This is a genomic window from Bacillus sp. V26, from assembly GCF_034296245.1.
GTDB lineage: Bacteria > Bacillota > Bacilli > Bacillales > Bacillaceae > Bacillus > Bacillus halotolerans.
Map to the genome: position 1 here is coordinate 190,491 of NZ_JAXKQF010000003.1, position 24,933 is coordinate 215,423.

25 protein-coding genes are annotated in these 24,933 nt (G+C 42.4%); 14 read left to right on the plus strand and 11 right to left on the minus strand.

The genetic code is table 11. From position 1 onward, the window contains the following. The first annotated feature begins 107 nt into the window (after window positions 1-107). Both UJ203_RS11720 and UJ203_RS11725 read left to right on the plus strand, forming a co-directional pair. A complete protein-coding gene (locus UJ203_RS11720) occupies window positions 108-1,076 on the plus strand; it encodes an LCP family protein (RefSeq protein ID WP_322010962.1) in 969 nt (322 codons plus the stop codon). A 155-nt stretch (window positions 1,077-1,231) separates the two neighbouring features. Further along, window positions 1,232-2,092, plus strand: a complete 861-nt coding sequence (locus UJ203_RS11725) for a Cof-type HAD-IIB family hydrolase (protein ID WP_322010964.1) — start codon at window positions 1,232-1,234, stop codon at window positions 2,090-2,092. A 35-nt stretch (window positions 2,093-2,127) separates the two neighbouring features. On the opposite strand, the gene UJ203_RS11730 is transcribed toward UJ203_RS11725, so the two are convergent. The 5 genes from UJ203_RS11730 to pgsB all read right to left on the minus strand — a co-directional run bounded on the left by UJ203_RS11730 (window position 2,128) and on the right by pgsB (window position 6,515). Then, window positions 2,128-3,369: a C40 family peptidase gene (locus UJ203_RS11730; RefSeq protein WP_322010966.1), complete on the minus strand. Its 1,242-nt coding sequence runs from the start codon at window positions 3,367-3,369 to the stop codon at window positions 2,128-2,130. 157 nt (window positions 3,370-3,526) lie between these two features. Next, window positions 3,527-3,694 (minus strand): extrachromosomal elements maintenance protein EdmS, encoded by a 168-nt coding sequence (edmS, locus tag UJ203_RS11735; protein WP_010332114.1) that lies wholly within the window; start codon window positions 3,692-3,694, stop codon window positions 3,527-3,529. Window positions 3,695-3,708: 14 nt separating this feature from the next. After that, a complete protein-coding gene (pgsA, locus tag UJ203_RS11740) occupies window positions 3,709-4,851 on the minus strand; it encodes a capsular polyglutamate synthetase PgsA (RefSeq protein ID WP_101861396.1) in 1,143 nt (380 codons plus the stop codon). Between the two features lie 18 nt (window positions 4,852-4,869). After that, window positions 4,870-5,319, minus strand: coding sequence for a poly-gamma-glutamate biosynthesis protein PgsC (gene pgsC / locus UJ203_RS11745; RefSeq protein ID WP_010332116.1), 450 nt, complete (start codon window positions 5,317-5,319; stop codon window positions 4,870-4,872). 14 nt (window positions 5,320-5,333) lie between these two features. Further along, a complete protein-coding gene (gene pgsB, locus UJ203_RS11750) occupies window positions 5,334-6,515 on the minus strand; it encodes a poly-gamma-glutamate synthase PgsB (protein WP_019715925.1) in 1,182 nt (393 codons plus the stop codon). 798 nt (window positions 6,516-7,313) lie between these two features. Here pgsB and UJ203_RS11755 point away from each other — a divergent pair. From UJ203_RS11755 to UJ203_RS11790, 8 genes are all read left to right on the plus strand, one after another. Next, on the plus strand, window positions 7,314-8,303 hold the full coding sequence (locus UJ203_RS11755) for a LacI family DNA-binding transcriptional regulator (protein ID WP_322010972.1): 990 nt from the start codon (window positions 7,314-7,316) through the stop codon (window positions 8,301-8,303). Beyond that, on the plus strand, window positions 8,296-9,177 hold the full coding sequence (gene rbsK / locus UJ203_RS11760; protein WP_202853585.1) for a ribokinase: 882 nt from the start codon (window positions 8,296-8,298) through the stop codon (window positions 9,175-9,177). Before UJ203_RS11755 ends, rbsK begins: the two co-directional genes overlap by 8 nt. Next, window positions 9,174-9,569, plus strand: a complete 396-nt coding sequence (gene rbsD, locus UJ203_RS11765) for a D-ribose pyranase (protein ID WP_322010977.1) — start codon at window positions 9,174-9,176, stop codon at window positions 9,567-9,569. Before rbsK ends, rbsD begins: the two co-directional genes overlap by 4 nt. A 14-nt stretch (window positions 9,570-9,583) precedes the next feature. Next, the gene (locus tag UJ203_RS11770) at window positions 9,584-11,065 is read left to right on the plus strand and encodes a sugar ABC transporter ATP-binding protein (protein WP_322010979.1); all 1,482 of its coding nucleotides are present in this window, start codon (window positions 9,584-9,586) and stop codon (window positions 11,063-11,065) included. A gap of 1 nt (window position 11,066) precedes the next feature. After that, window positions 11,067-12,038, plus strand: coding sequence for a ribose ABC transporter permease RbsC (rbsC, locus tag UJ203_RS11775; RefSeq protein ID WP_059292403.1), 972 nt, complete (start codon window positions 11,067-11,069; stop codon window positions 12,036-12,038). 11 nt (window positions 12,039-12,049) lie between these two features. Next, a complete protein-coding gene (gene rbsB, locus UJ203_RS11780; protein WP_322010982.1) occupies window positions 12,050-12,967 on the plus strand; it encodes a ribose ABC transporter substrate-binding protein RbsB in 918 nt (305 codons plus the stop codon). Window positions 12,968-13,075: 108 nt separating this feature from the next. After that, entirely contained in the window at window positions 13,076-13,612 is a 537-nt protein-coding gene (locus tag UJ203_RS11785) for an SH3 domain-containing protein (protein WP_322010984.1), read from the plus strand. A 165-nt stretch (window positions 13,613-13,777) separates the two neighbouring features. Further along, on the plus strand, window positions 13,778-14,074 hold the full coding sequence (locus UJ203_RS11790) for a DUF3892 domain-containing protein (RefSeq protein WP_322010986.1): 297 nt from the start codon (window positions 13,778-13,780) through the stop codon (window positions 14,072-14,074). 41 nt (window positions 14,075-14,115) lie between these two features. Here the strand turns inward: UJ203_RS11790 and UJ203_RS11795 are convergent, their stop codons facing one another. From UJ203_RS11795 to alsS, 3 genes are all read right to left on the minus strand, one after another. Beyond that, the gene (locus tag UJ203_RS11795; RefSeq protein WP_044159591.1) at window positions 14,116-14,643 is read right to left on the minus strand and encodes an NAD(P)H-dependent oxidoreductase; all 528 of its coding nucleotides are present in this window, start codon (window positions 14,641-14,643) and stop codon (window positions 14,116-14,118) included. A gap of 98 nt (window positions 14,644-14,741) precedes the next feature. Next, a complete protein-coding gene (gene budA / locus UJ203_RS11800) occupies window positions 14,742-15,509 on the minus strand; it encodes an acetolactate decarboxylase (protein WP_024123078.1) in 768 nt (255 codons plus the stop codon). Between the two features lie 62 nt (window positions 15,510-15,571). Next, entirely contained in the window at window positions 15,572-17,284 is a 1,713-nt protein-coding gene (gene alsS, locus UJ203_RS11805; protein WP_322010990.1) for an acetolactate synthase AlsS, read from the minus strand. A gap of 158 nt (window positions 17,285-17,442) precedes the next feature. On the opposite strand from alsS, the gene alsR reads away from it, so the two are divergent. Together alsR and UJ203_RS11815 are read left to right on the plus strand one after the other, a co-directional pair. Then, a complete protein-coding gene (gene alsR, locus UJ203_RS11810) occupies window positions 17,443-18,351 on the plus strand; it encodes an acetoin biosynthesis transcriptional regulator AlsR (RefSeq protein WP_024123080.1) in 909 nt (302 codons plus the stop codon). Between the two features lie 210 nt (window positions 18,352-18,561). Next, window positions 18,562-19,890 carry an arsenic transporter gene (locus UJ203_RS11815; protein WP_322010993.1) on the plus strand — a complete coding sequence of 443 codons (1,329 nt, stop codon included), beginning with the start codon at window positions 18,562-18,564 and terminating at the stop codon, window positions 19,888-19,890. Between the two features lie 65 nt (window positions 19,891-19,955). Here the strand turns inward: UJ203_RS11815 and UJ203_RS11820 are convergent, their stop codons facing one another. The 3 genes from UJ203_RS11820 to cotH form a co-directional block, all read right to left on the minus strand. Next, the gene (locus UJ203_RS11820) at window positions 19,956-20,633 is read right to left on the minus strand and encodes a DUF2642 domain-containing protein (protein WP_216393931.1); all 678 of its coding nucleotides are present in this window, start codon (window positions 20,631-20,633) and stop codon (window positions 19,956-19,958) included. A gap of 62 nt (window positions 20,634-20,695) precedes the next feature. Then, a complete protein-coding gene (locus UJ203_RS11825; protein ID WP_322010997.1) occupies window positions 20,696-22,021 on the minus strand; it encodes a spore coat protein CotH in 1,326 nt (441 codons plus the stop codon). 127 nt (window positions 22,022-22,148) lie between these two features. Next, window positions 22,149-23,237: a spore coat protein CotH gene (cotH, locus tag UJ203_RS11830; protein ID WP_322010999.1), complete on the minus strand. Its 1,089-nt coding sequence runs from the start codon at window positions 23,235-23,237 to the stop codon at window positions 22,149-22,151. 138 nt (window positions 23,238-23,375) lie between these two features. Here cotH and cotG point away from each other — a divergent pair, with 138 nt between their 5' ends. Continuing rightward, window positions 23,376-23,963 carry a spore coat protein CotG gene (cotG, locus tag UJ203_RS11835; protein WP_322011001.1) on the plus strand — a complete coding sequence of 196 codons (588 nt, stop codon included), beginning with the start codon at window positions 23,376-23,378 and terminating at the stop codon, window positions 23,961-23,963. Between the two features lie 163 nt (window positions 23,964-24,126). Continuing rightward, window positions 24,127-24,747, plus strand: a complete 621-nt coding sequence (locus UJ203_RS11840) for a flavin reductase family protein (protein ID WP_322011003.1) — start codon at window positions 24,127-24,129, stop codon at window positions 24,745-24,747. The last annotated feature ends 186 nt before the right edge of the window (window positions 24,748-24,933 follow it).

Below are 24,933 nucleotides of genomic sequence, written 5' to 3' on the forward strand. Positions count from 1 at the left end.
AAAACATATAAATATAGGAATTTTTATCGAATATTGTCTTATCAGCAGTTGCCCTATGGCAAATTGAATGGTACGCTTCAAATATTAATGAAACGTGAGGTATTGATATGGAAGAACGATCACAACGTAAGAAGAAAAAGAGACGCCTACGAAAATGGGTAAAATTATTAGCCGGTGTAATGGCTTTTCTCATCATTGCCGCAGGTTCTGTCGGCACATACGCTTATGTCAAACTGAACAACGCTTCTAAAGAAGCTCACGTCAGCCTTGCCCGCGGAGAACAATCTGTAAAACGGATTAAAGAGTTCGATCCTGGAAAGGATTCTTTCTCTGTATTGCTCTTAGGTATTGATGCCAGGGAGAAAAACGGTGAGACGGTAGACCAGGCCAGAAGTGATGCGAATGTACTGATTACCTTTAACCGCAAAGAAAAAACAGCCAAAATGCTGAGCATTCCACGCGACGCCTATGTAAATATTCCAGGCCATGGCTATGATAAGTTTACGCATGCCCATGCCTATGGCGGCGTAGATCTAAGTGTGAAAACAGTTGAAGAAATGCTTGATATTCCCGTTGATTATGTAGTAGAAAGCAACTTCACTGCGTTTGAAGACGTGGTAAATGAGCTGAATGGCGTCACAGTCAACGTAAAAAGCGATAAAGTCATCCAGCAAATCAAAAAGGATACAAAAGGAAAAGTTGTCCTTCAACAAGGCATACACACGCTTGATGGAGAGGAAGCGCTGGCTTACGTAAGAACACGTAAAGCCGACAGTGACCTTTTACGCGGACAGAGACAAATGGAAGTGCTGAAAGCCATTATCGATAAATCAAAATCACTTAGCTCCATTCCGGCTTATGATGATATTGTGGATACAATGGGAGAAAACTTAAAAATGAATCTATCTCTTAAAGATGCCATTGGCTTGTTCCCGTTTATCACTTCACTGAAGTCGGTTGAATCCATCCAGCTGACAGGCTATGACTATGAGCCTGGCGGCGTCTACTATTTCAGATTGAATCAGGAAAAACTGCAGGAAGTAAAAGAAGAGCTGCAAAACGATTTAGGTGTATAATGAACGGGATGGCGTGCAGCCATCCCGTTTTACATATTTCATTGTTGAAAAATAGGATCGTAAGGTTTAGCCTTGTCCTATATGGTTTATGTTTCGTATGAAAGCTGAACATACTACACGAAGCAGCTTCATTATTAAGGAGGTTTCCCCTACATATGAAATTAATAGCGATTGATTTAGACGGTACATTGCTGAATAAGGAAAGCATCATTTCTAATGAAAACAGAGCGGCTATCAAGCGGGCGCTTGATGCGGGTATCCTCGTTACCATTTGCACAGGAAGAGCGACGTTTGATGTTAAAGCGCTGCTGGAAGGCTTGGATATCCCTATCATCGCGGCAAATGGCGGAACGGTTCATGACAAAGGCTACCGCCTGATCAGCCGGACATTAATGGATCAAGAGGCCGGCAAAGCGATCGCTGATTACCTGCTCTCAAAAAATATTTACTTCGAGGTCTATACAGATGACCATCTGCTTTCTCCTTTTGACGGCGAATCTAAGCTTCAAGCAGAGCTTGACATTTTAAGGAGCGCCAATCCAGATGAAAACATGGATGAATTGTGGAAAGGGGCCATGACCCAGTTCAAGCAGTTCGGCATCAAACCGATCCCGCATATCGAATCGATTTTCGACGGCAGCGAAAACATTTACAAGCTCCTTTGCTTCTCCTTTGATATGGAAAAACTGAGACATGCGAAGGAAGAACTGAAGCACCATAAAAAACTGGCGCAAACCTCTTCAGGAAAGCACATTATCGAAATTCTCCCAGCCTCTTCCGGCAAAGGGCACGCGCTGACCGAGCTTGCCGGCAAATACGGAATTGAGACGCAAGATATCTATGCGATTGGTGACAGTCCGAATGATTTATCCATGTTCGAAGTGGCAGGACACCGAATCGCCATGGAAAATGCGATTGATGAACTGAAAGAAAAAAGCACTTACGTGACGAAAAGCAATGATGAAAATGGTGTGGCCCACTTTATAGATCAGCTTCTATCCGGCCAATATGCATAAAGAAAAGACTCCAGAGATTCTGGAGTCTTTGTTTTTTATTGCACCCGAATACTTCCCGCGTATTTATCTTTCCAATACGTGCTCGTATTCATATTGGTAATGGTTACACCGTTTGTTAATGTGACATGAACGACTTGGCCATTTCCGATATAGATGGCCGGGTTTAAGCTTGTTGATTGGAAAAAGACCATGTCCCCTGGTTTCAGGTCAGCCTTATCAACCTTTGTTCCCGCTTTATACTGGCTCGTCGCGTATCGGGGCAGTGAAATGCCTGCCGCTTTCTGGTAAACATATTGGATAAAGCCAGAAGTATCGAATCCTGTTTCTGGAGAAACCCCGCCCTTTTTGTAAGGAACTTCCCCGATATAGAGCGTCGCCTCCGACACAATCGGATTTTCTTTCGGAATCGTCAGGTTGTTAAACCGGCGGATGCCTGTCATCTTAGATTTCCAATAATCCTCTGATAAGTAGGAAATGGTTACTTTTTCAGACCGGCTCGCCTGAATGAACCTTCCGCCTCCTGCATAAATGCCGGCATGCGAAATTCCTGTTTTATACGTATTGCTGAAATAGATAACATCACCAGGTTTAATGTTCTGAAGCGCCACCTTCTCGCCTACTGCCCACTGCTGCTCTGCTGATCTCGGCAGATAGATGTCAAGCGCCTGTTTAAAGACATATTGCACAAGCCCTGAGCAATCGAAGCCCTCTGACGGTGTGCTTCCGCCAAAAACGTACGGAATGCCGAGGTATTTTTCGGCCTCCTGCACAACAGCCACATCAGCAGTCTCCGGATCGGCAGCGACTCGTTTCGCTCCAATGTAAGAGCCGTTCCAATAGCTGCTTTTTTTGTAGTTTGTGACGATAACCCCTTTTGATAGGGTGCTGTGAATCATTTGCCCGTCTCCAATGTAAAGAGCGGCGTGTGTCGGTGCAGTCCCGCTGCTTCCCTCTTTTTTGAAAAATAAAATATCACCTGGTTTTAGATCTGCCGGCTTTACTGCCGTTCCGACTTTTGACTGGTCGTTCACAGATCTCGGCAGATGAATATCAGCCTGACCGAAAACATATTGAATCAATCCAGATGAATCGAAGCCTTCTTTCGGTTTTTCACCGCCGTATCTATACTTATACCCAAGCAGTTTCTTTGCTTCACTGATGATCAGGTCAGATTTTGCATCAGCCTCCGCAATATCCGCTTTTGTCATAATAGGAACCAAAAAACAAATCATAACGGCCACAAGCAAAAACTTCTTCCAGTTTGCCAGTGTGTTCACTTTTATTATCTCCTCCTCTATTTGCAGTTTTAACATCGGTATTTTTCTAGATATGTTAAGAGACTTTTTCGTATTTTTACAGAATGAATATGCTGGCTTTCGAAATGGCAAATAAAAAAAGAGAATGTCTCGTAAGACATTCTCTTTTTTTTGTGTGTTATTTAGCGGCGTTTGCCGTTTCTTCCTGCTGTTGAATTTTATGAATTTCTGTATCGATTTTCTGCTTTTCCTGATCAGTCAGCTGATCATTGAATTTGAAAGCTGACATAAACATAAACACGACTGCAACGGCAACAAACGGCCAGATGGCTTTGACAAATTTCATCTTATATCACTCCATTATTTAGATTTTAGTTTGTCACTGTGATCGACATCAAAAGTCAGTTTTCCGTCTTCTACTTTCCATGCAAAATTAGAGTCTTTCGTCAGTTCGCGAATAATTGTTTTCTGTTTCAGACTGCCTTTTTTAACCGGAGCAGGTGTCGCTTCATGGATATCAATCGGCGTTACCTCAAAGTGTCCCGTTCCGTTTTTCTTCAAATGATACTGCACCAGCGCACTGTCTCTGGTTCTTGTCCAGCCTTGGTCAAACACAAAGTTCCCCAGACTGTAGAAGATGACGGTCCCGTTATAGACTTCGATCGGTTCAAGGACGTGCGGGTGATGGCCGACGATAATATCGGCACCTGCATCAGACATAGCTCTTGCCAATTGGCGCTGACGGTCATTCGGATCATTATCATACTCTTGTCCCCAGTGTGACTGTACAACTACGACATCAGCATGTTTTTTCGCTTCTGAAATCATAGGGATAAAGACTTCCGGATCTGCGGGAAGCACGCCCGGTGTATTCTTTTTAGCCGCGAAACCTTTGCCGGATACATCCGTGAATCCAAGGGTTGCGATTGTTACCCCATTTACTTCCTGATATGAGATATTCTTTTTCGCATCGCTCAAGCTGTATCCAGCCCCAACGATATCGAGGTTATGGTTCGAAAATTCTTCAAGTGTATCTTTCATACCCTGTGCGCCGTAATCCATGGCATGGTTATTCGCGCCGTTAAGGACCGTGAAATTCATATCCTTCAGGACTTTTACGGATTCCTTGTTTGTCTGCAGATGAATTTCTTTTTCTGCTTCCTTATAGTTCTTTTTATAAGTTACCGGGTTTTCAAAGTTTCCGGCTACGTAGTCTGATGCTTTAAATATAGGCTCAACGTACTGAAAAATACTGCTTACCCCTTTTTGTTCCGTTACTCTCTCAACATAGCGCCCCATCATAATATCGCCTACAAATGAGGCTGAAAGAACGTCATCTGAATAGGTTTTAACCTTTGGCGTCTCTGCTTTGCCTGCCCACATAAAAGCAAACATGAGGACAAAAACGATCGGAATCGCGATAAATACGTGCTTATTGGTTTTCTTTTTTTGCTGTTTTGTCAGCTTCAGCAGCTTTTCATGAAAGCTCAGTTCTTTTTTCATCGTTTGACACACCTTACATTAAATTAAGTAGTAAACAAACATGATAGCAAAGGTCGCTCCGCTTAATAGCAGCGTGCTTCCGAACGTAATTGTTAATCCTTGTTTCTGAATGGTATTGGCAATTAAACCCGGCACGATAATGCCGATTCCTCGAAATTCTGCGATTTCAAATGGTACAATCGGGTATAGAAAATCAAAGGCAATTTTCAGGACGATCCCTGTGATCAGCATGGCAGCGAATTTTCTGCGTCCATACAAAATCATAAACTTGGATAAACCGAATTTCACAATGACATAGGTGAGCAAGCTGACTAATAATACGAGTAAAATAAAGACCGGCTGATTAAACACAAGTCCTAAATACCCCGGTACAACAAGCCCTGCCGGCACAATCCCTGTTTTTTCCGCAAAAATTAAACTGAGTAGTACACCTAAAATTAGTGCAATGTATAAATCTGATCCGAACATGTCTGCATTTCCTCCTAGCTTACGAGCTGCTTAACCTTATATTCGTGGATTTTTTCAATTAACGGCTCTGCGGCACCATGAATGTTGCCGACGCCATATATGACACGGTTGTGCATTCTTTTCTTTAACAATTCCATAATTTCTTCCGTTGATTTGTACTCTAGATCATGCAATTTGTCTGCAGGAATCTTACCTTCTTCATAAGCTTTGACGATTGGTTCTGTTGTTTCACCGATTAAGATCAGTTCACTTGCTTCAATATAAGGCAATACGTCATTTGCGAATTGCTGTGTCCGATCCACACGGTCTGCGCGGCAGTTCATAATGATGATCGGATCATCGGTCGGATAACCGATTTCTTTTACACGTTTCCATATATTCAAAGTAGAAGAAGCGTCGTTTGCGGCAAACCCATTAACAAAGTGCCCAGGCTCGCTCGGACTGATCAGCGGAAGAATTCTCATTGCTCCCGGATCTGGCGGCGCATTCAGCATTCCTTTAAACGCTGTTTCTTCATCAATGCCGAGTGCTTGAGCCACACCCAGTGCGAGAGAAGCGTTATCAGGGAATACCATATATTCAAATTTACGAAGATATTCATCAGTAATTTTCGAGTTATCAGCAATGATGACTTTTGTGTTTCGCTCTTTGGCTTTTTGTTTAAAGAACTCGGTATATTCACTATCTGTAATGACAAGATGGCCATTATAAGGAATAGTAGCGGTAAACGCTTCTGCAATTTCATCAAGCGTCGGCCCCATGACATCCATATGATCTTCCAGCACGTTTACGATGACACCGATATTAGCTTGAAGAAGTTCTTCCTGAAAGATAATTTGATAGTCCGGATTAACGGCCATACATTCACTGACGAGGGCGTTGGCTCCTCTTTCTACCGTTTCTCTCATGACTTCTTTTTGTTCGCCGATATTCGGTCCCTGAGGTTTCCGTTTAATCGGCTTTTCCTCCGGTGTATCCCAATAGATCATTCTTGCGTCCGTTCCTGTCGTTTTTCCGACAGTTTTGTAACCGGCTTCTATTAATATTCCGGTTGTCAGCCTTGTCACAGTGGACTTTCCTCGGATGCCGTTAATATTCACTCGAACAGGGAGGGCATCAATGTTTTTCTGATGTCGCCGTTTTTCTAATATTCCGATGACCAGTATGACAGCACAGGCTATAATGAGTAACCACATTGCTTATCGACATCTCCTTCTATATTGTTGTAAATTCATTCATCAGTATATAGAATCACTATGAATTCTCAATCGGCATTATGTAACATAATCTCCCCTAATCTACTGAGCCAAACTTCTCTTTTGAAAGAGATTTTGTACCTACAAAGTGTTTTCTATTTTTGGAAATCGACAGGACTTACATCTTATCGATTTTTTCAATACTGAAAACGAATGCGCTTTCATTTACCAAATGATTTCCTTCTGGACGTTTAGTCACACCTTGGATGTTCAGTTTAATATGCATTTCAAATCAATCTTTTTTCCGGCCCGGTATATCAGGCTTTTGCTGATACAATGCATGTTTCCGGTTCTTATGAACATAAAATTATTTCTGCCTGTTTCTTAAGGATAAGGTCATAATGTCATCCTTTCTGCACGGAATAGACAATATTAGTCCCATTCCAAATTGACTAATGGCCCCTGCAATAAAAACGGCAAACAAACAGGTCCAGGTTCTCTAACATAATTAAACATTTTCTGGGCGGATAGTCTAATCTGTTTTATCCTATTTACAGGTCTAAACGCATGACTTTGAAACAATTTTAATAAAACTTAATATTCGTTCATGAAATGTTCATCCAGATTTGTGAAGACTTTGTCAAAAAAAGCGTGATTATCTTTAAATTCTCATATTTATACACCATTTACAGTTCGGTTTGCTATATCGCCATGTTTTATTTTTTTCTTATTGCCAATAACGGAATGTTCATGATAATCTATCTATGTAAACGGTTACACAAATGAGGAGGAGCTGTGTTGGCTACAATTAAAGATGTCGCGGGAGCCGCAGGCGTCTCAGTTGCAACGGTTTCCCGCGTCCTGAATGACAACGGCTATGTACATGAAGAAACGAGAACACGTGTGATGGCCGCCATGGAGAAGCTGAACTATTATCCGAACGAAGTCGCCAGGTCTCTTTATAAAAGAGAATCCAGGCTGATCGGGCTTTTGCTTCCGGACATTACAAACCCTTTCTTCCCCCAGCTTGCCCGCGGCGCGGAGGATGAATTGAACCGGGAAGGCTATCGGCTTATTTTCGGCAACAGTGACGAGGAATTAAATAAAGAACTTGAATACCTTCAAACCTTTAAACAAAATCATGTCGCAGGTATTATTGCTGCAACAAATTATCCGCATCTTGAGGAATACAGCGGCATTGATCAGCCAGTCGTTTTCCTGGACAGAACGCCTGAAGGCGCTCCTTCTGTATCCAGTGACGGACATACCGGAGGAAAATTAGCAGCGGAAGCAATTGTTCATGGAAAAAGCAAACACATTACGCTCCTGAAGGGCCCTGCTCACCTGCCGACTGCCCAAGACCGCTTTCACGGCGCTTTAGAGGTATTACAGCAGGCAGGTGTTGATTTTCAGATCATCGAGACGGCGTCCTTTTCTTTTAAGGATGCACAGGCACTGGCAAAGGAGCTGTTTGTCTTATATCCTGAGACAGACGGGGTAATTGCCAGTAATGACATTCAAGCAGCGGCTGTTTTGCATGAAGCTTTGCGGCGCGGGAAAAAAGTGCCCGAGGATATTCAAATTATCGGCTACGATGATATTCCCCAAAGCGAGCTGCTGTTTCCGCCGCTGTCAACGATTAAACAGCCGGCATATGACATGGGTAAAGAAGCGGCTAAACTTCTTTTGAGCCTCATAAAAAAACAGCCTCTCGCAGAAACGGCGATTCAAATGCCCGTCCTGTATATAAGAAGAAACACGACAAGAAAGGAAGAAAACGATGCGTAATATTTGTGTGATTGGAAGCTGTTCTATGGATTTGGTGGTCACCTCAGACAAACGCCCAAACGCGGGCGAAACCGTACTGGGTACTTCATTTCAAACTGTGCCGGGCGGTAAAGGCGCGAATCAGGCTGTTGCCGCCGCCAGACTCGGCGCCAATGTTTTTATGATTGGCAAGGTTGGTGACGATCATTATGGAACAGCCATCATGAATAATTTAAAAGCAAACGGTGTTCGCACCGACTATATGGAACCGGTTACACATAAAGAAAGCGGCACCGCCCACATCGTGCTTGCCGAAGGTGATAACAGTATTGTCGTCGTTAAAGGCGCAAATGATGAGATCACCCCATCTTATGCGATAGACGCTCTTGAAAAACTTGAAAATATCGATATGGTTCTGATTCAGCAGGAAATCCCGGAAGAAACGGTTGATGAGGTGTGCAGATACTGCCATTCTCACGACATCCCGATCATGCTTAACCCGGCACCGGCCCGCCCGCTGAAGCAGGAAACCATTGACCATGCCACCTATCTTACGCCGAATGAACATGAGGCGGCGATCTTATTTCCGGAGCTGACGGTTTCTGCAGCATTGGCGCTTTATCCGGCGAAGCTCTTTATCACTGAAGGCAAACAAGGCGTGCGCTATTCATCCGGCAGCAAAGAGCGGATCATCCCTTCCTTCCCTGTTGAGCCTGTCGATACAACCGGGGCGGGTGATACGTTTAACGCGGCTCTTGCAGTGGCCCTGGCGGAGGGAAAAGATATTGAAGCTGCATTACGGTTCGCAAACCGCGCCGCCTCCCTATCTGTATGTTCTTTCGGCGCTCAAGGCGGAATGCCGTCCAGAAAAGAAGTAGAGGAGCTGCTGTCATGAAAAGACACGGTATACTGAACAGTCATCTTGCCAAGCTATTGGCTGACCTTGGCCATACTGACAAAATTGTCATCGCTGATGCAGGGCTGCCCGTTCCTGACGGCGTCCTGAAAATTGATCTCTCACTGAAGCCGGGTTTCCCGGCTTTCCAGGATGTAGCCGCAGTGCTGGCAGATGAAATGGCGGTTGAAAAAGTAATTGTCGCATCCGAAATAAAGGTGTCCAATCCAGAGATTGCGAGTTTTATAGAAACACTTTTTTCTGAAGAGGCAGTTGTCTGCCTTCCCCACGAGGAATTTAAGGAGCTGACTAAAGAAGCTAAAGCTGTCATACGAACAGGAGAATTCACACCATACGCCAACTGCATCCTGCAGGCGGGTGTGCTTTTCTAGAAAGGAGGACCGATATGCAAATCGAAATGAATGACATTCATAAAGCATTCGGAAAAAACCAGGTGCTTTCAGGTGTGTCCTTTCAGCTCAAGCCCGGCGAAGTTCACGCACTGATGGGAGAAAACGGCGCCGGCAAGTCCACCCTGATGAACATCCTGACTGGTCTGCACAAACTGGACAAAGGACGGATCACCATAAATGGTAACGAGACGTATTTCTCCAATCCGAAGGAAGCTGAGCAGCACGGAATCGCCTTCATCCATCAGGAACTGAATATCTGGCCGGACATGTCCGTACTTGAGAATCTATTTATCGGAAAAGAAATGTCAACGAAATTTGGTATTTTACAAACCAGAAAAATGAAAGCGCTATTAAAAGAACAATTTGATAAACTATCCGTCTCTCTTTCACTTGATCAAGAAGCGGGTGAATGCTCCGTCGGACAGCAGCAGATGATTGAAATCGCAAAAGCGCTCATGACAAATGCCGAGGTAATCATTATGGATGAACCTACCGCGGCTTTGACTGAACGGGAAATCAGCAAGCTGTTTGACGTCATTACAGCTTTAAAAAAGAACGGTGTTTCCATTGTATACATCTCACATCGAATGGAAGAAATTTTTACGATTTGCGACAGAATCACCATTATGCGTGACGGAAAAACCATTGATACAACAAACATTTCAGAAACCAATTTTGACGAGGTCGTGAAAAAAATGGTCGGACGTGAGCTGACGGAACGGTATCCTAAACGCGTCCCTTCACTCGGAGACAAAATATTTGAGGTGAAAAACGCCTCCTCAAAAGGAAGCTTTCAAGATATCAGCTTTTATGTCCGTTCCGGTGAAATTGTCGGCGTTTCCGGTTTAATGGGAGCCGGACGAACAGAAATGATGAGAGGACTGTTCGGCATTGACCGGCTCGATTCGGGTGAGATTTGGATTGCAGGAAAAAAGACTGCTATTAAAAATCCGTATGATGCTGTGAAAAAAGGGCTCGGTTTTATTACGGAAAACCGCAAAGATGAAGGACTGCTGCTCGACACATCGATTCGGGAAAATATTGCGCTGCCCAATTTGGCCAGTTTTTCTCCAAAGGGCATCATTGATCACAAGCGGGAAGCAGAGTTTGTAGACCTTCTCATAAAACGCCTGACCATCAAAACGGCTTCATCAGAAACGCACGCGCGCCATTTGTCCGGCGGCAACCAGCAAAAGGTCGTGATTGCCAAATGGATCGGTATCGGCCCAAAAGTGCTCATATTGGATGAGCCGACAAGAGGCGTGGATGTGGGTGCGAAACGGGAAATCTATACGCTGATGAACGAGCTCACTGAACGCGGTGTCGGCATCATTATGGTGTCATCAGAGCTGCCGGAAATACTCGGGATGAGTGACAGAATCATCGTCGTCCATGAAGGCAGAATCAGCGGAGACATCGAAGCGCGTGAAGCGACGCAAGAACGAATTATGACACTTGCCACGGGAGGGCGGTAACATGAAAACGGAACAACTGAAGCAATCAGAAAAAAAACAGATTCACTTCGATGGCATCATGCAGAAGCTCGGCCCGTTTCTCGGTTTATTTATTCTCGTTATGATCGTATCGATTTTAAACCCGAGCTTCCTTGAGCCTTTGAATATTTTAAACCTGCTTCGGCAGGTAGCGATTAACGGATTGATCGCATTCGGCATGACCTTCGTTATTTTAACTGGCGGCATTGATCTTTCTGTCGGGGCTATTCTCGCCCTATCCAGCGCCTTAGTCGCGGGTATGATTGTATCTGGTGCCGACCCGATTCTCGCCGTCATCATAGGCTGTCTGATTGGCGCTCTTCTCGGGATGATCAACGGACTGTTAATCACAAAAGGGAAAATGGCCCCTTTTATCGCGACGCTTGCGACCATGACTGTCTTCCGCGGACTTACCCTTGTGTATACAGACGGAAACCCGATCACAGGGCTAGGCACTAACTATGCCTTTCAGCTGTTCGGCCGCGGTTATTTCTTAGGAATTCCAGTACCTGCAATTACAATGGTTCTCGCCTTTGTTATCCTTTGGGTGCTGCTACACAAAACGCCGTTCGGGCGCCGAACATACGCAATTGGCGGCAATGAAAAAGCGGCACTCATCTCAGGCATAAAAGTCACACGTGTAAAAGTCATGATTTATGCTTTAGCCGGTCTATTATCCGCCCTTGCCGGCGCGATTTTGACTTCCCGTCTCCACTCAGCACAGCCGACAGCTGGAGAATCGTATGAACTGGATGCCATCGCGGCGGTTGTCTTAGGCGGAACGAGTCTCTCCGGGGGCCGCGGGCGCATTGTCGGAACGTTAATCGGGGTGCTGATTATCGGCACACTCAATAACGGACTCAACCTGCTTGGCGTCTCATCATTTTATCAGCTGGTTGTTAAAGGGATTGTCATTTTAATCGCGGTATTATTAGACCGCAAAAAGTCAGCATAGGAGGGTTTTACATGAAAAAGGCTGTATCCGTCATTTTGGCACTGTCACTGTTTGTATTGAGCGCCTGTTCGCTCGAGCCTCCCCAATGGGCGAAGCCGTCAAACTCAGATAATAAAAAGGAATTTACCATCGGCTTGTCGATCTCAACGCTTAACAATCCCTTTTTTGTTTCTTTAAAAAAGGGAATTGAAAAAGAAGCGGAAAAGCGCGGAATGAAGGTCATCATCGTCGATGCACAAAATGATTCCTCCAAGCAGACAAGTGATGTGGAGGACTTAATTCAGCAAGGCGTTGATGCCCTGTTAATCAATCCAACTGATTCTTCGGCTATTTCAACGGCAGTAGAGTCTGCAAATTCGATCGGTGTGCCTGTCGTCTCCATCGACCGGTCCGCTGAACAAGGCAAAGTAGAAACCCTCGTGGCTTCAGACAATGTAAAAGGCGGAGAAATGGCCGCAGATTTCATCGCAGACAAGCTTGGAAAAGGTGCTAAGGTGGCAGAGCTTGAAGGCGTTCCGGGTGCCTCCGCTACACGGGAACGCGGTTCAGGCTTTCACAAAATCGCAGATCAAAAGCTGGACGTTGTCACAAAACAATCAGCTGACTTTGACCGTACTAAAGGCCTGACTGTCATGGAAAACCTGCTCCAAGGACACCCGGATATCCAAGCAGTTTTCGCTCATAATGATGAAATGGCGCTTGGAGCTCTCGAAGCGATTAACAGCTCCGGCAAAGATATTTTAGTCGTCGGTTTTGACGGAAATAAGGATGCGATTTCTTCGATTAAAGACGGTAAGCTCTCAGCCACTGTCGCTCAGCAGCCTGAATTGATTGGTAAACTGGCAACGGAAGCAGCGGTTCAGATTTTACATGGAAAGAAAGTTAAGAAAACAATATCAGCGCCTCTGAAACTGGAAACGAAAAAATAATGCAAAGGATCAGATCTTTATCTGATCCTTTTTTATGTTTAGCAACCGGCCAAAACGTGAAAGGAATAATAGAAATGATTATTTCTCTTATGTGAGGAGAGGAACGCAATGAACAAACCCACGAAAATACTGTCTACACTTGCACTTGCAGCCGGAATAACTGCGGCTTCTGCCGGCGGCGCAAACACAATTCATGCACAACAGCCAGAAACAAACGTAAGCATTGATGATTTATACAGCTATCCGATTGATTCCTACTTGGTTTCAGCAGAGGCTCTGAATGTCAGAACAAAGGCCTCCGCTTCAAGCGCTAAAGCCGACACACTTCATCTGGGCGACAGCTTAAAGCTCATTTCGTTTTCAAACGCTGATTGGGCCAAGGTTCATTACAAAAACGGAAAGACAGGCTTTGTCTCCACTCATTACATTGTAAAGGCAGCAACAACAGTAAAAACCAAAACAAAGACGAAAGCATATACATCCGCTGAAGGAAAAAGCATCAAGACACTCCCGGCTAACACAAGCGTATCTATTTTAGGCTGGAGTAAAACAAAAAAAGGCGGCTTTGACTTTGATTGGGTCTATGCAGATTACGGCGGTAAGACAGGTTATATCAAAACAAAGGACCTGCAAATGTCAAAATAACCGAAAGGGATTCCGTTTACAGAACGGAATCCCTTTTTTCTTCGCTAATTATGGATTGAATTGTCGCATTCAAAATATTTCTCAGGAAATATTGTCGTATGCCGTGTCGAAACCTATACATGATCAACAGCATTTTTGTTTACGTTAAAGGATGGAGGTGGAAAAATGGATCAATTTGAAGCGGCATATGAATCGTATAAATCCAAACAAACAAATATCGATCAGTCATTTGATACGTCCGGAAAAGAAGAAATTGTCGCGGTCAGAAGAAATGAGGAAGACAATATTATCGCGGTGAAAACGAACACAGGAAGAGAACTGGACTATCCCACTGCGCTATCAGAAGCAAAAACGGGAAAGATCGCTCACGTTGATGTATTTCATAAATACGGACGTGACATTTTACGAAGTGAACCAGACGGCATAAAGGATAATAACCTATCTGAATTACCTGATTTTTAATAGAGAAAGCCCTGTCCCAATCCGGACAGGGCGTTTCTTTTTTAAGAAAAAGGCTGCTGGATATAATCAGCTAACCGTTTTGCACTGATCGCAATATCCTCAGCATTTGCGTATTTCACGCCATAAAACACATATGGCGGGAGATATGTCATGCCAATCAAATTGCTTGTCGCCTGAAACGGCTTCAGGAGCTCACTGATTGAATAATGATTCCCTCCGCCCGCCTGATACTTTTCCGCTTCGCTTCCTGTGGAAACAGCCAGCATCAGCTCTTTGCCATGCAGAGCTTTCCCTTCTGACCCGAAGGCCCAGCCGTATGTCAGCACAAGATCCTGCCATTTTTTAAGAAGCGGCGGTGAGCTGTACCAATAAAGCGGGAATTGGAACACAATGCGATCATATTGCTCGCACAGCTGCTGCTCTTTGGCAACATCAATGGCTTCATCCGGATATTCCTTATAAAGCTCCCGTACAGTGATATTGTCATGTTTACTTAATTCCTCTGCCCACGCCTTATTGACGACTGAGGTTTCCATTTGAGGATGAACAGCCAAAACCAGTATTTTCAATGAGACCCACACCTTTATCATTTTAATGTTATTTTAACTAAAATCAGGTAAAGTGCCAAATAAAAAGCAAGCCCTGCACATGTGCGGGCTTGCTTTTTTTATTCTGGGCTTCCTTCAGTCGTTTCGATATCTTTGGCGAAATCCGGGTTATCCAGATTGGCATTAAAGAAATCTGGTGTATTTGGAAGTCTGAGATTCATGTTCATTTTTTGAGAAATCGTAACCGTGCAATCCTCAAGCACATAATCAAAGACGTGTCCGCCTGAATTTCGTCCTTCGTCAATGAAGTGCAGGTGATAGCCAGAAACGGCGATTCCGTTCGCATAAGCAGGAGTCAAGAAACCAACGATTGTGCCTCTGATGTTGTCGAAGTTGAAAATCGGCTGTGTTTTGACCGCTTCAATCATTGGCACATATGGTTTTTCTTGCAGTTCTACCGTTCTTGTCTGCACTTTTTTAAACAATCCGTCAATACGGATGGCATAAAATAGGTTTTTACTTGGCAGAATGCTGTTGATTTCTTTTTCAAATTCTTCACGTGTCATTTTCGCATCAATTTTGTGCGTCATATCCGGTGTAAAGAACGTAAATGAGCAAAACGGAGAGCGGTCTCCGCTTTGCACAGGCGTCGCAGTGCCGTCGGAACGAAGACGGTAAAATTCGCCGTCAAATCCAATCAGCTCTCCATCAAGCTTGTTAAAGGTTCCGATACCGAAGTCCCCGTATTTCGGAATATCTGACAGTTCAAAATCGCCGTCATATACTCCGTCTAAAAGAGAAGTCATTGTTGATACTTGATAAATTTGGCTAACGGGCTGTTCTTTTTTGCCGCGGCTCAGCATTTGAATGTTGCTTTCTTGTTTCATATTCCCTTCACTCCTTTAGTAATGTGCTGTTCTTCGAAAACAGTGTCTTGGTGCGCAGAGTGCTAGAGAGCTTTTGTTTTCATCAGTTCTCCAAATTCTTTTGGGAGCTTGTCACTCGCTAAATTAACGTTATCACTGTAGTCAACTGGGACATCAATGATAACAGGGCCTTCAGCATTCATGGCTTGACGCAGAACATCTTCCAGCTGGTCTGGTGATTCGACACGCAAACCGGTTGCCCCGAAGCTTTCCGCATATTTCACGATATCGATGTTTCCGAACTCGACTGCAGATGTACGATTGTATTTTTTCAATTGCTGGAATGCAACCATGTCATATGTGCTGTCGTTCCATACAATGTGTACAATTGGAGCTTTTAAGCGCACCGCTGTCTCTAGCTCCATTGCCGAGAATAAGAAACCGCCGTCACCAGAGACAGAAACGACTTTTTCTCCCGGTTTCACCAATGAAGCACCGATTGCCCACGGAAGCGCAACACCAAGTGTTTGCATACCGTTACTGATCATTAATGTTAACGGCTCATAGCTGCGGAAATAACGGGACATCCAAATCGCGTGCGAACCGATATCACATGTCACTGTGACGTTATCATCGACTGCGTTTCGTAATGCTTTAACGATTTCAAGAGGATGCAGTCTGTCTGACTTCCAATCTGCAGGCACCTGCTCTCCCTCATGCATATATTCTTTTAGATCAGACAGGATTTTTTGCTCACGTTCCGCAAAATCCACTTTTACAGCATCATGTTCGATATGATCCAAAGTAGATGGGATATCCCCGATCAATTCAAGCTCAGGCTGGTAAGCATGATCAATGTCAGCCAGAATCTCATCCAGATGGATAATCGTCCGGTCTCCATTGACATTCCAGAATTTCGGATCGTATTCAATTGGGTCATAGCCGATTGTCAGAACAACATCAGCCTGCTCAAGCAACAGATCGCCTGGCTGGTTGCGGAATAAACCGATACGGCCGAAATATTGATCCTCTAACTCTCTTGTAAGAGTCCCGGCAGCCTGATATGTTTCTACGAATGGAAGCTGAACCTTTTTCAAAAGCTTGCGAACCGCTTTAATCGCTTCAGGTCTTCCGCCTTTCATTCCGACTAAAACAACAGGAAGTTTTGCTGTTTGGATTTTTGCGATAGCCGCACTGATTGCATCATCTGGTGCAGGGCCAAGTTTTGGCGCTGCCACTGCACGCACGTTTTTGGTGTTTGTGACTTCATTCACAACATCTTGCGGAAAGCTCACAAAAGCGGCCCCAGCCTGACCTGCTGACGCTGCTCTAAATGCATTTGTAACAGCTTCCGGTATGTTTTTTACGTCTTGAACCTCTACACTGTATTTTGTAATCGACTGAAATAACGCCGCATTATCCAATGATTGATGAGTCCGTTTTAAACGATCGGCACGGATAACGTTCCCAGCAAGCGCAACGACAGGGTCACCTTCAGTGTTTGCAGTCAGCAGTCCCGTTGCCAGGTTAGAAGCACCCGGTCCTGATGTGACTAAAACGACTCCCGGTTTTCCAGTTAAACGGCCTACAGCCTGCGCCATAAATGCCGCATTTTGTTCATGCCGTGCAACAATGATCTCAGGCCCTTTATCTTGTAAAGCGTCAAATACCGCATCAATTTTTGCACCTGGAATGCCAAATACATGTGTGACACCTTGCTCCACTAAGCAATCAACAACAAGCTCCGCCCCTCTGTTTTTCACAAGGGATTTTTGTTCTTTTGTTGCTTTTGTCAACACCCTCACTCCTTATTATGCATTTTAAACATAAAAATTTAAATAAATCTTGTGATACGTTTCACTATACACTCTTTGTAAATTGACCTCCAATATCAATTCGACTTATGATTAATATGTATTACGAATTATTAACCTAAGAAAGGAATGCATGATTGATGGAGCTTCGCCACCTTCAATACTTTATCGCAGTTGCCGAAGAGCTTCATTTCGGGAAAGCTGCGCTTCGGCTGAACATGACACAGCCTCCTCTCAGCCAGCAGATCAAACAGCTGGAAAAAGAAGTCGGGGTGACGCTTCTGAAGAGGACAAAACGATTTGTGGAACTAACCGCAGCCGGAGAAATATTTTTAAATCACTGCCGCACGGCTTTGATGCAAATTGATCAAGCGATTGAATTGGCACAGCGGACGGCTCGCGGCGAGCACGGCCATCTCGTTATCGGTTTTGTCGGATCAGCTACATATGAATTTCTGCCGCCGATTGTCCGGGAATATCGTAAAAAATTCCCATCAGTAAAAATAGAATTACGTGAAATATCCTCGTTTAGGCAGCAAGAGGAGCTGCTAAAGGGCAACATTGATATTGGTATACTTCATCCTCCTTTACAGCACACAGCATTGCATACTGAAATCGCCCAAAGCAGCCCTTGTGTTTTAGCACTGCCTAAACAACACCCGTTAACATCTAAGGAAGCCATTACAATTGAAGATTTGAGAGATGAACCGATTATTACTGTAGCCAAGGAAGCATGGCCTACTTTATACATTGATTTCATCCAATTTTGTGAGCAGGCTGGCTTTAAGCCAAACATTGTACAAGAAGCGACTGAATATCAAATGGTCATTGGATTAGTCAGCGCCGGCATCGGGATTACATTTGTACCTTCCTCAGCTAAAAAATTATTTAACTTGGATGTGACTTATCGAACAATAGATAAAATACAGCTGAATGCCGAATGGGTTATCGCCTATCGCAAAGACAATCAAAATCCGCTTTTGAAGCAATTTATTAATATTTCAAATTGTCAGCAGTTAAGAACTAAAGAGAGTGATGCAAGTACCTGAAATGATACTTGCGAACTCTTTTTTCTTTTGGGATTCTCATGGAATTTTAATTAATATAATATAATCGCTTAGTACAACTTCATATCAGTATACGTATACATACAGTACAAATAGTTGGCAAGGATACTAGTAAGCGTATGACAATCGTTTGATTTTAGAATGATAGATAGAGAGGTGAAATATATTACACAGTTCACGAGTATATTAACATTGCTCGCTTTTTTCATAACAATGATTTTTATTTTCTGGAGACCGAAAGGATTAAATGAAGCTATCCCCGCAACAATAGGCGCTTTAATGGTGTTATTATGCGGAAGTGTGTCATTGACCGACTTAGGAGAAATAGGATCAAAAGTCACGGGTGCATCGGTCACAATTCTTGCCACAATGATCATGGCCATTGCATTAGAAAGTTTTGGGTTCTTTTATTGGGTGGCTGCAAAGCTGCTCCAACAATCCAGGGGATCAGGCATCAAGCTTTTTTGGTTAACCAATTCACTTTGCTTTTTAATGACCATTTTCCTAAATAATGATGGGAGCGTTTTGATCACAACCCCCATCCTTTTGCTGGTTTTAAAATATTTAGGTTTGAAAAAACATCAAAAAACCCCTTATCTAATAAGCGGCGTTTTAATAGCTACAGCCTCCAGCGCACCGATCGGCGTAAGTAATATTGTAAATTTAATTTCTCTCAAAATGATTGGAATGGATCTATACCTGCACACTGCCATGATGTTTGTCCCTAGTATGATGGGACTCATTTTTATGGCTTGTCTACTGTTTATTTTCTTTTATAAACGTCTTCCTAAAAGCCTGCCGGATATACCGAACCATTTTCAGTCTCTGCGACACAGAAGGTACCATCCCCTTCATTCGCCATCAGCTCCATTCCCAGAACGAAATCAAACAAAAATAATGTTATTTGTACTCGCATTTGTTTTTCTCGTCAGAATCAGCTTATTTGCCGCGTCATATACCGGTATCTCCGTTCCTCTTGTCGCTGTCATCGGATCAATTATCCTTTTGGCCTGGAGATGGGTTTATTTCAAAACCTCTCCCAGAGACTTGTTCTTCAAGGCACCTTGGCACATTTTTATTTTTGCTTTTACTATGTATGTCCTCATTTATGGGCTGCACAATATAGGATTTACTGAATTAATTGTAAATTATTTCAAACCGATGGTTTCTGGAAGCCTCTCCTACGCTACTTTTGTATCAGGTATCTCTACCTCTGTTTTTTCGAATCTATTCAACAACCATCCGGCTTTAATGATCAGTACTTTTACTTTAACAGAAATGAGCCTGAATCCTTCAACAGCAAAAATCATCTACTTGGCAAATATTATCGGCAGTGATATTGGTTCCTTATTATTACCTATAGGAACATTAGCAACACTTATTTGGATGCATATTTTAAAACAGCATGATGAAAGTATTTCTTGGGGTGAATATTTAAAAACAACCATTTTAATCATTCCGCTGACTGTTCTTTTTACATTAACATGTTTATATTTTTGGATCAGTTGGTTATTTCTTTAGCAGTATATGAAATAAAAAACTGCCTTCTGCTATTCGAGGGCAGTTTATTTTCAGTAGAGGCTACGCTAGGGGAGATGCATTGTCTTTAGATGATTTAACTTCCAAATGATTGACTTTCCACTTGCGTTAATAAGCTCAATGATATTATTAGATACATCTTTTAATAGGCCGACTTTTTCTGGCACTTCCCCCATATCAAATATAACCAATTGGCCAACATATTTTTTGATCTGCTCCTCAAAATTACGTACAAGTGAAACACTGGAAGGTACGACAGGCAATTGAGAGTTGTCAAGAGTGTACGGCGTTTGCTCTGTTGAATAAGGGGTAAACCATTTTAAGTGATGCATAGATATAAAAAGTGTTTTAAATACAGGTGAAAAAAATACAATATAATCATTTAAAACACTGGTAACATATCCATGTATCGACCGATCCCCAGTTACATAAACTTCAATAAATTTGCCTTTCACATTGTTTAATGTGTTTCTGTAAGAAAAACTATTATTTTCCGCCTGCATTATTGTATCTTCCGGTTCTCTTAAAATTGGTTTCTCAGTATTCGTATTTATTATTGCTTTATTCATTTGATGGAGATGCAGCAAGGGAATATAAAGATAATTGCAGCCATTAAATATAACAAAAATATCCTGTCCAATATCTATAAGTGTGCCAACAAATCTTGTATCTCCTGAAATGACAACATCAACATCTGTGTCAAGAAATTGATTCAAACCTTTCACCATTCTCCCCCTTTAATTGAATGAAAAAGGGCATCACTTTATTGATGCACCTTCATTATCTATTAAAATTTGCGCTTCCAATGATAGTCTATCGTTTTGACAATCGTTTCATAGCTATAATCTTCCTTTTGGCTTCCGGTGCTATGATAATCTGAAGATCTTGGTGACCAATATGATTTGGATGAACTTTTGGTGTCTGATGAACGATCATATGTTGACGATTGATAATCTGAAGATCTTGATGACCGATATGATTTGGACGAACTTTTGGTGTCTGATGAACGATCATATGTTGACGATTGATAATCTGAAGATCTTGGTGACCGATATGATTTGGACGAACTTCTGGTATCTGATGAACGATCATATGTTGACGATTGATAATCTGAAGATCTTGATGACCGATATGATTTGGATGAACTTTTGGTGCCTGATGAACGATCATATGTTGACGATTGATAATCTGAAGATCTTGGTGACCGATATGATTTGGACGAACTGCTGGTGTCTGATGAACGATCATATGTTGATGATTGATAATCTGAAGATTTCGGTGACCGTTTATTTGATTTGGACGAACTTGATGAGCTATGTGATTTTGAAGATGTTAACGAGCTACTGTCCCCCTCTTTTTCTTGTTTTTGGTCTATATCATTTTTGCTTTCTTCTTTATCATCATGTTCTTTCTTTTGATCACCTTTTTTGTAAGAGCCTTTTGGGCCTAAGCTGATGCTCTTGATATGAAAAGGATATATGCGAAGCACTTCTTGATTTTTCACTAAAGTATAATGACCGTCCGCATTATCTACGAGGATACCTTCAATTGCTTCTGGTCCTCCTCGATTAATCGAAACCCATTTATGAGTTAAACTCTTAAAAACTTCGTTTAGGTTATCAGCTTCCAAGACACTTGGCGTATGTCCTTCTTTATTTAAAGCGGACTCATGTTTACTTATGCTTTTTATGTGATGAATATTAAAATAAACTACTCCATCCTCACTTGTGTTTAACGCAGCGTAATCATCTCCTAGCCACACCAAACTTCCTTTTTTAGATTCCGGACCGCCTTGATTTAATTGAACGGATTGGTTCATTAATTGTCCGATTAAGCTGTGAAAATCATCAGCATCAGCCATTTCTGCCGTCTCAATTGTTGTTGTGCTATTATTGGTATCCTCTGTAATACTTTTTACATGATCCAATTGATAATAAATGGTTTTTTTTTCAGTTTGTAAAGCGATATAATCGGATTTTACAGCTACCAATTTTCCTTTTTTAGATTCGGGACCTCCTCGATATACAGTGACAATTTTATCTTGCATTGAATGCAAAAAATGATAGTAAGATATATCATGATTTGAATGATTTTTCATTCTCCTCTTGCTCATTCATTACCCTCCTAGTCATTTATACATAGATGATAAATATATTGCATATATACGTGTCACAGTTATTTCTTGAACTAATTCAATAGCCTAATTGTCTGATTTTCAGCGAATACCTATAATCATGGATTCACAAAATACTTAAATTGCTTTTGATGTATTGTGAACGGTTTTTAATATACTCAAAAATTACTTCCGGCTCACGGTCAAAACGTTCAATATCACTCTTTTTATATGGGTCCATCAGGACAAACGGCCTGATTTGATCATAAAGCGCCAATATTTTTGGTTTCATATATTCAATTGTAAAAAGAGATTGGAGCGTTTTTTCTAGGAGATGCTTATAGGATTTGCGAAATTCGGGTTCATCCAAAATGCGGGCGGTCAATGTATTAAATCCTTGAATTCTTACGTAATCTGCAGCCATCCGCTCTCCATGGATATCCCTGCCCCAGGTGGCATCATAGTCCCAAGGAATCACTTCAAATAATCCGGTTTCCCCGCTTCTGTACAAAGCGTAATTATGGACAAACCCGTCATAGTTTGAGGTGAACACAATGCCGGCCAGCCAGCGCAAATACTTATCGATATTCACATGCTTTGTCACTTCTGATTTAAATTTGGCTTTAGGGACAGTATTAATTTTAAAAATCATATCCTGTAAATAAAAATCGTCTTCCTCGGTCCCTGTCTTCTTTTCATACCCATGCTCAAGCGACTTCTTCGTTTCCCTCTCCAAATCACTCACGAGAGAAAAATTAGCATCATCATCAACCGCGTAAAAAATCGCTCCGTCCGCCAGCTTCCTTTTCCTTAAATAATATTCATCCACGGATTCAAGCTCAAGATACACTCCTTCATTCTTCCCATTTACCTTTAAAAACACAAATTCTGCCCTTGGAGACAGCGTCCCCAGCTCTGAGAAAAAATCGAGAGACAATTTGTTTCTTACCATGGAAGGATCTTTATATTCCGCATTCAAGTGAACCTCGCGGGCGCCGCGAAATGTTTTCGGCTGATAATAGGAAATATGGTACGACTTCTTTTTGAAATCTCTAATATGAGATCCGCGATAAGCGATGTCGATATCAAATCTTTTCTGATTCACTTTCAACACAGCCGGAACCGGTTCATCGTCCCATATATCCTTTTTTAATTCCCTTAAGTCTTTTGGATGAATAAACAGCTGATACAGAGGCAAATTTGATTGATTCTTCATCCGTAGTCCCCCTTCAAAATTAGGCTTTTATTTTTGTGAGATCTCAGCGGAACACTTATACACTTTTTACAATCGTGCGTACTATGTGTGTAGTAAGGATCTTCATCCTTAAACAAATTAAAAAAAGGAGGATTTCAATTGGGCCACTATTCCCATTCTGATATCAAAGAAGCGGTGAAATCCGCAAAAAAAGAAGGTTTAAAAACTTATTTATACCAAGAGCCTCGTGGAAAAAAACGCAGTCATAAAAAGTCGCACCGCTCTCACAAAAAATCTCGCAGCCATAAAAAATCTTACTGCTCACACAAGAAATCTCGCAGCCATAAAAAATCTTACTGTTCTCACAAGAAATCTCGCAGCTACAAAAAATCTTACTGTTCTCACAAGAAATCTCGCAGCTACAAAAAATCTTACTGTTCTCACAAGAAATCTCGCAGCTACAAAAAATCTTACTGCTCACACAAGAAATCTCGCAGCTACAAAAAATCATTCTGTTCTCACAGAAAATCCCGCAGCTACAAAAAATCATTCTGTTCTCACAAGAAAAGATCACGCAGCTACAAAAAGTCGTACCGTTCTCACAAAAAATCTTATTGTTCTTTTAAGAAAAAACCTTACAAAAAACACTGCAAAAATGACCATCACCGCAAAAAAGATGATTACGACAGCAAAAAAGAGTTCTGGAAAGACGGCAATTGCTGGGTAGTCAAAAAGAAATATAGATAATGAAACTGTCATCATAGGCTCCGGCATACGTACGGTAGCCTATTTTCTAATTCCCCTATATCAGTTATATGTCATGACATAGCATATGCAACCCGCATCATTTGGTTTCCTTGAATGGATTTCGTTATAATCATGGTACTCTTACAATAAAGGCGGTGTTGTTGTGTACATATTTCAAGCAGAAGAGCTTAGTGCCAAAGAGACGTATAAGCTGCTGTCAGGAGCCGTTATTCCGCGCCCGATCGCATTTGTTACAACACTTTCTTCAGGCGGGGCAATCAATGCGGCACCTTTCAGTTTCTATAACGTGGTCAGCTCAGATCCTCCGCTACTCAGTATTTCTGTTAACCGATCAGAAGGCCGGCAAAAAGACACAGCCAGAAACGCGATAGAAAACGGTGAATTTGTCGTCCATGTCAGTGATGAAGCCATCATTGAAGACATCAATGAAACGGCGGCAAGTTTAGGGCCGGACGAAAGTGAAATGACACGCACCTCTCTCCATTCTGTAGAGAGCACGGCTGTTTCAGTGCCCGGCATTCAAGAAGCCCGCATTCGTTTTGAATGCAAGCTCGAACGGCATATCACCTTCGACAATGATCATGGTGTGACCACAGCTGATCTGCTTATTGGCAGAGTTGTCTGTTTTCACCTCGATGAGAAGGTGTATGAAGCAGAAAAAGGGTATATTTTGACGAACGAATTAAAGCCGGCTTCCAGATTAGCCGGAAACCATTATGCAAAACTCGGTGAAGAATTTACATTGATTCGTCCGAGTTCTTAAAAGGACTATTTATATAGAAGAAACTAGTCAAAAAGACACCGTTATTTAAAAAAGCCGGCGCAGCATGTGCCTGGCTTTTTTTGTTTGCAGGAATCATATTTGCACAAACCGTTTGCACTGATTTGGTCTTATAAATTCAGATGCCCCCCATTACAATTGAAATAAGCCCGCACGAAGAGAAGGACG

What these genes read in the sequence shown, in the direction of transcription:
- UJ203_RS11720 (WP_322010962.1), top strand. Translation starts at nt 108, where the DNA reads ATGGAAGAACGATCACAACGTAAGAAGAAAAAGAGACGCCTACGAAAA.
- UJ203_RS11725 (WP_322010964.1), top strand. Translation starts at nt 1,232, where the DNA reads ATGAAATTAATAGCGATTGATTTAGACGGTACATTGCTGAATAAGGAA.
- edmS (WP_010332114.1), bottom strand. Translation starts at nt 3,694, where the DNA reads ATGAAATTTGTCAAAGCCATCTGGCCGTTTGTTGCCGTTGCAGTCGTG.
- pgsA (WP_101861396.1), bottom strand. Translation starts at nt 4,851, where the DNA reads ATGAAAAAAGAACTGAGCTTTCATGAAAAGCTGCTGAAGCTGACAAAA.
- pgsC (WP_010332116.1), bottom strand. Translation starts at nt 5,319, where the DNA reads ATGTTCGGATCAGATTTATACATTGCACTAATTTTAGGTGTACTACTC.
- pgsB (WP_019715925.1), bottom strand. Translation starts at nt 6,515, where the DNA reads ATGTGGTTACTCATTATAGCCTGTGCTGTCATACTGGTCATCGGAATA.
- rbsK (WP_202853585.1), top strand. Translation starts at nt 8,296, where the DNA reads ATGCGTAATATTTGTGTGATTGGAAGCTGTTCTATGGATTTGGTGGTC.
- rbsD (WP_322010977.1), top strand. Translation starts at nt 9,174, where the DNA reads ATGAAAAGACACGGTATACTGAACAGTCATCTTGCCAAGCTATTGGCT.
- UJ203_RS11770 (WP_322010979.1), top strand. Translation starts at nt 9,584, where the DNA reads ATGCAAATCGAAATGAATGACATTCATAAAGCATTCGGAAAAAACCAG.
- rbsC (WP_059292403.1), top strand. Translation starts at nt 11,067, where the DNA reads ATGAAAACGGAACAACTGAAGCAATCAGAAAAAAAACAGATTCACTTC.
- rbsB (WP_322010982.1), top strand. Translation starts at nt 12,050, where the DNA reads ATGAAAAAGGCTGTATCCGTCATTTTGGCACTGTCACTGTTTGTATTG.
- UJ203_RS11785 (WP_322010984.1), top strand. Translation starts at nt 13,076, where the DNA reads ATGAACAAACCCACGAAAATACTGTCTACACTTGCACTTGCAGCCGGA.
- UJ203_RS11790 (WP_322010986.1), top strand. Translation starts at nt 13,778, where the DNA reads ATGGATCAATTTGAAGCGGCATATGAATCGTATAAATCCAAACAAACA.
- budA (WP_024123078.1), bottom strand. Translation starts at nt 15,509, where the DNA reads ATGAAACAAGAAAGCAACATTCAAATGCTGAGCCGCGGCAAAAAAGAA.
- alsR (WP_024123080.1), top strand. Translation starts at nt 17,443, where the DNA reads ATGGAGCTTCGCCACCTTCAATACTTTATCGCAGTTGCCGAAGAGCTT.
- UJ203_RS11825 (WP_322010997.1), bottom strand. Translation starts at nt 22,021, where the DNA reads ATGAGCAAGAGGAGAATGAAAAATCATTCAAATCATGATATATCTTAC.
- cotH (WP_322010999.1), bottom strand. Translation starts at nt 23,237, where the DNA reads ATGAAGAATCAATCAAATTTGCCTCTGTATCAGCTGTTTATTCATCCA.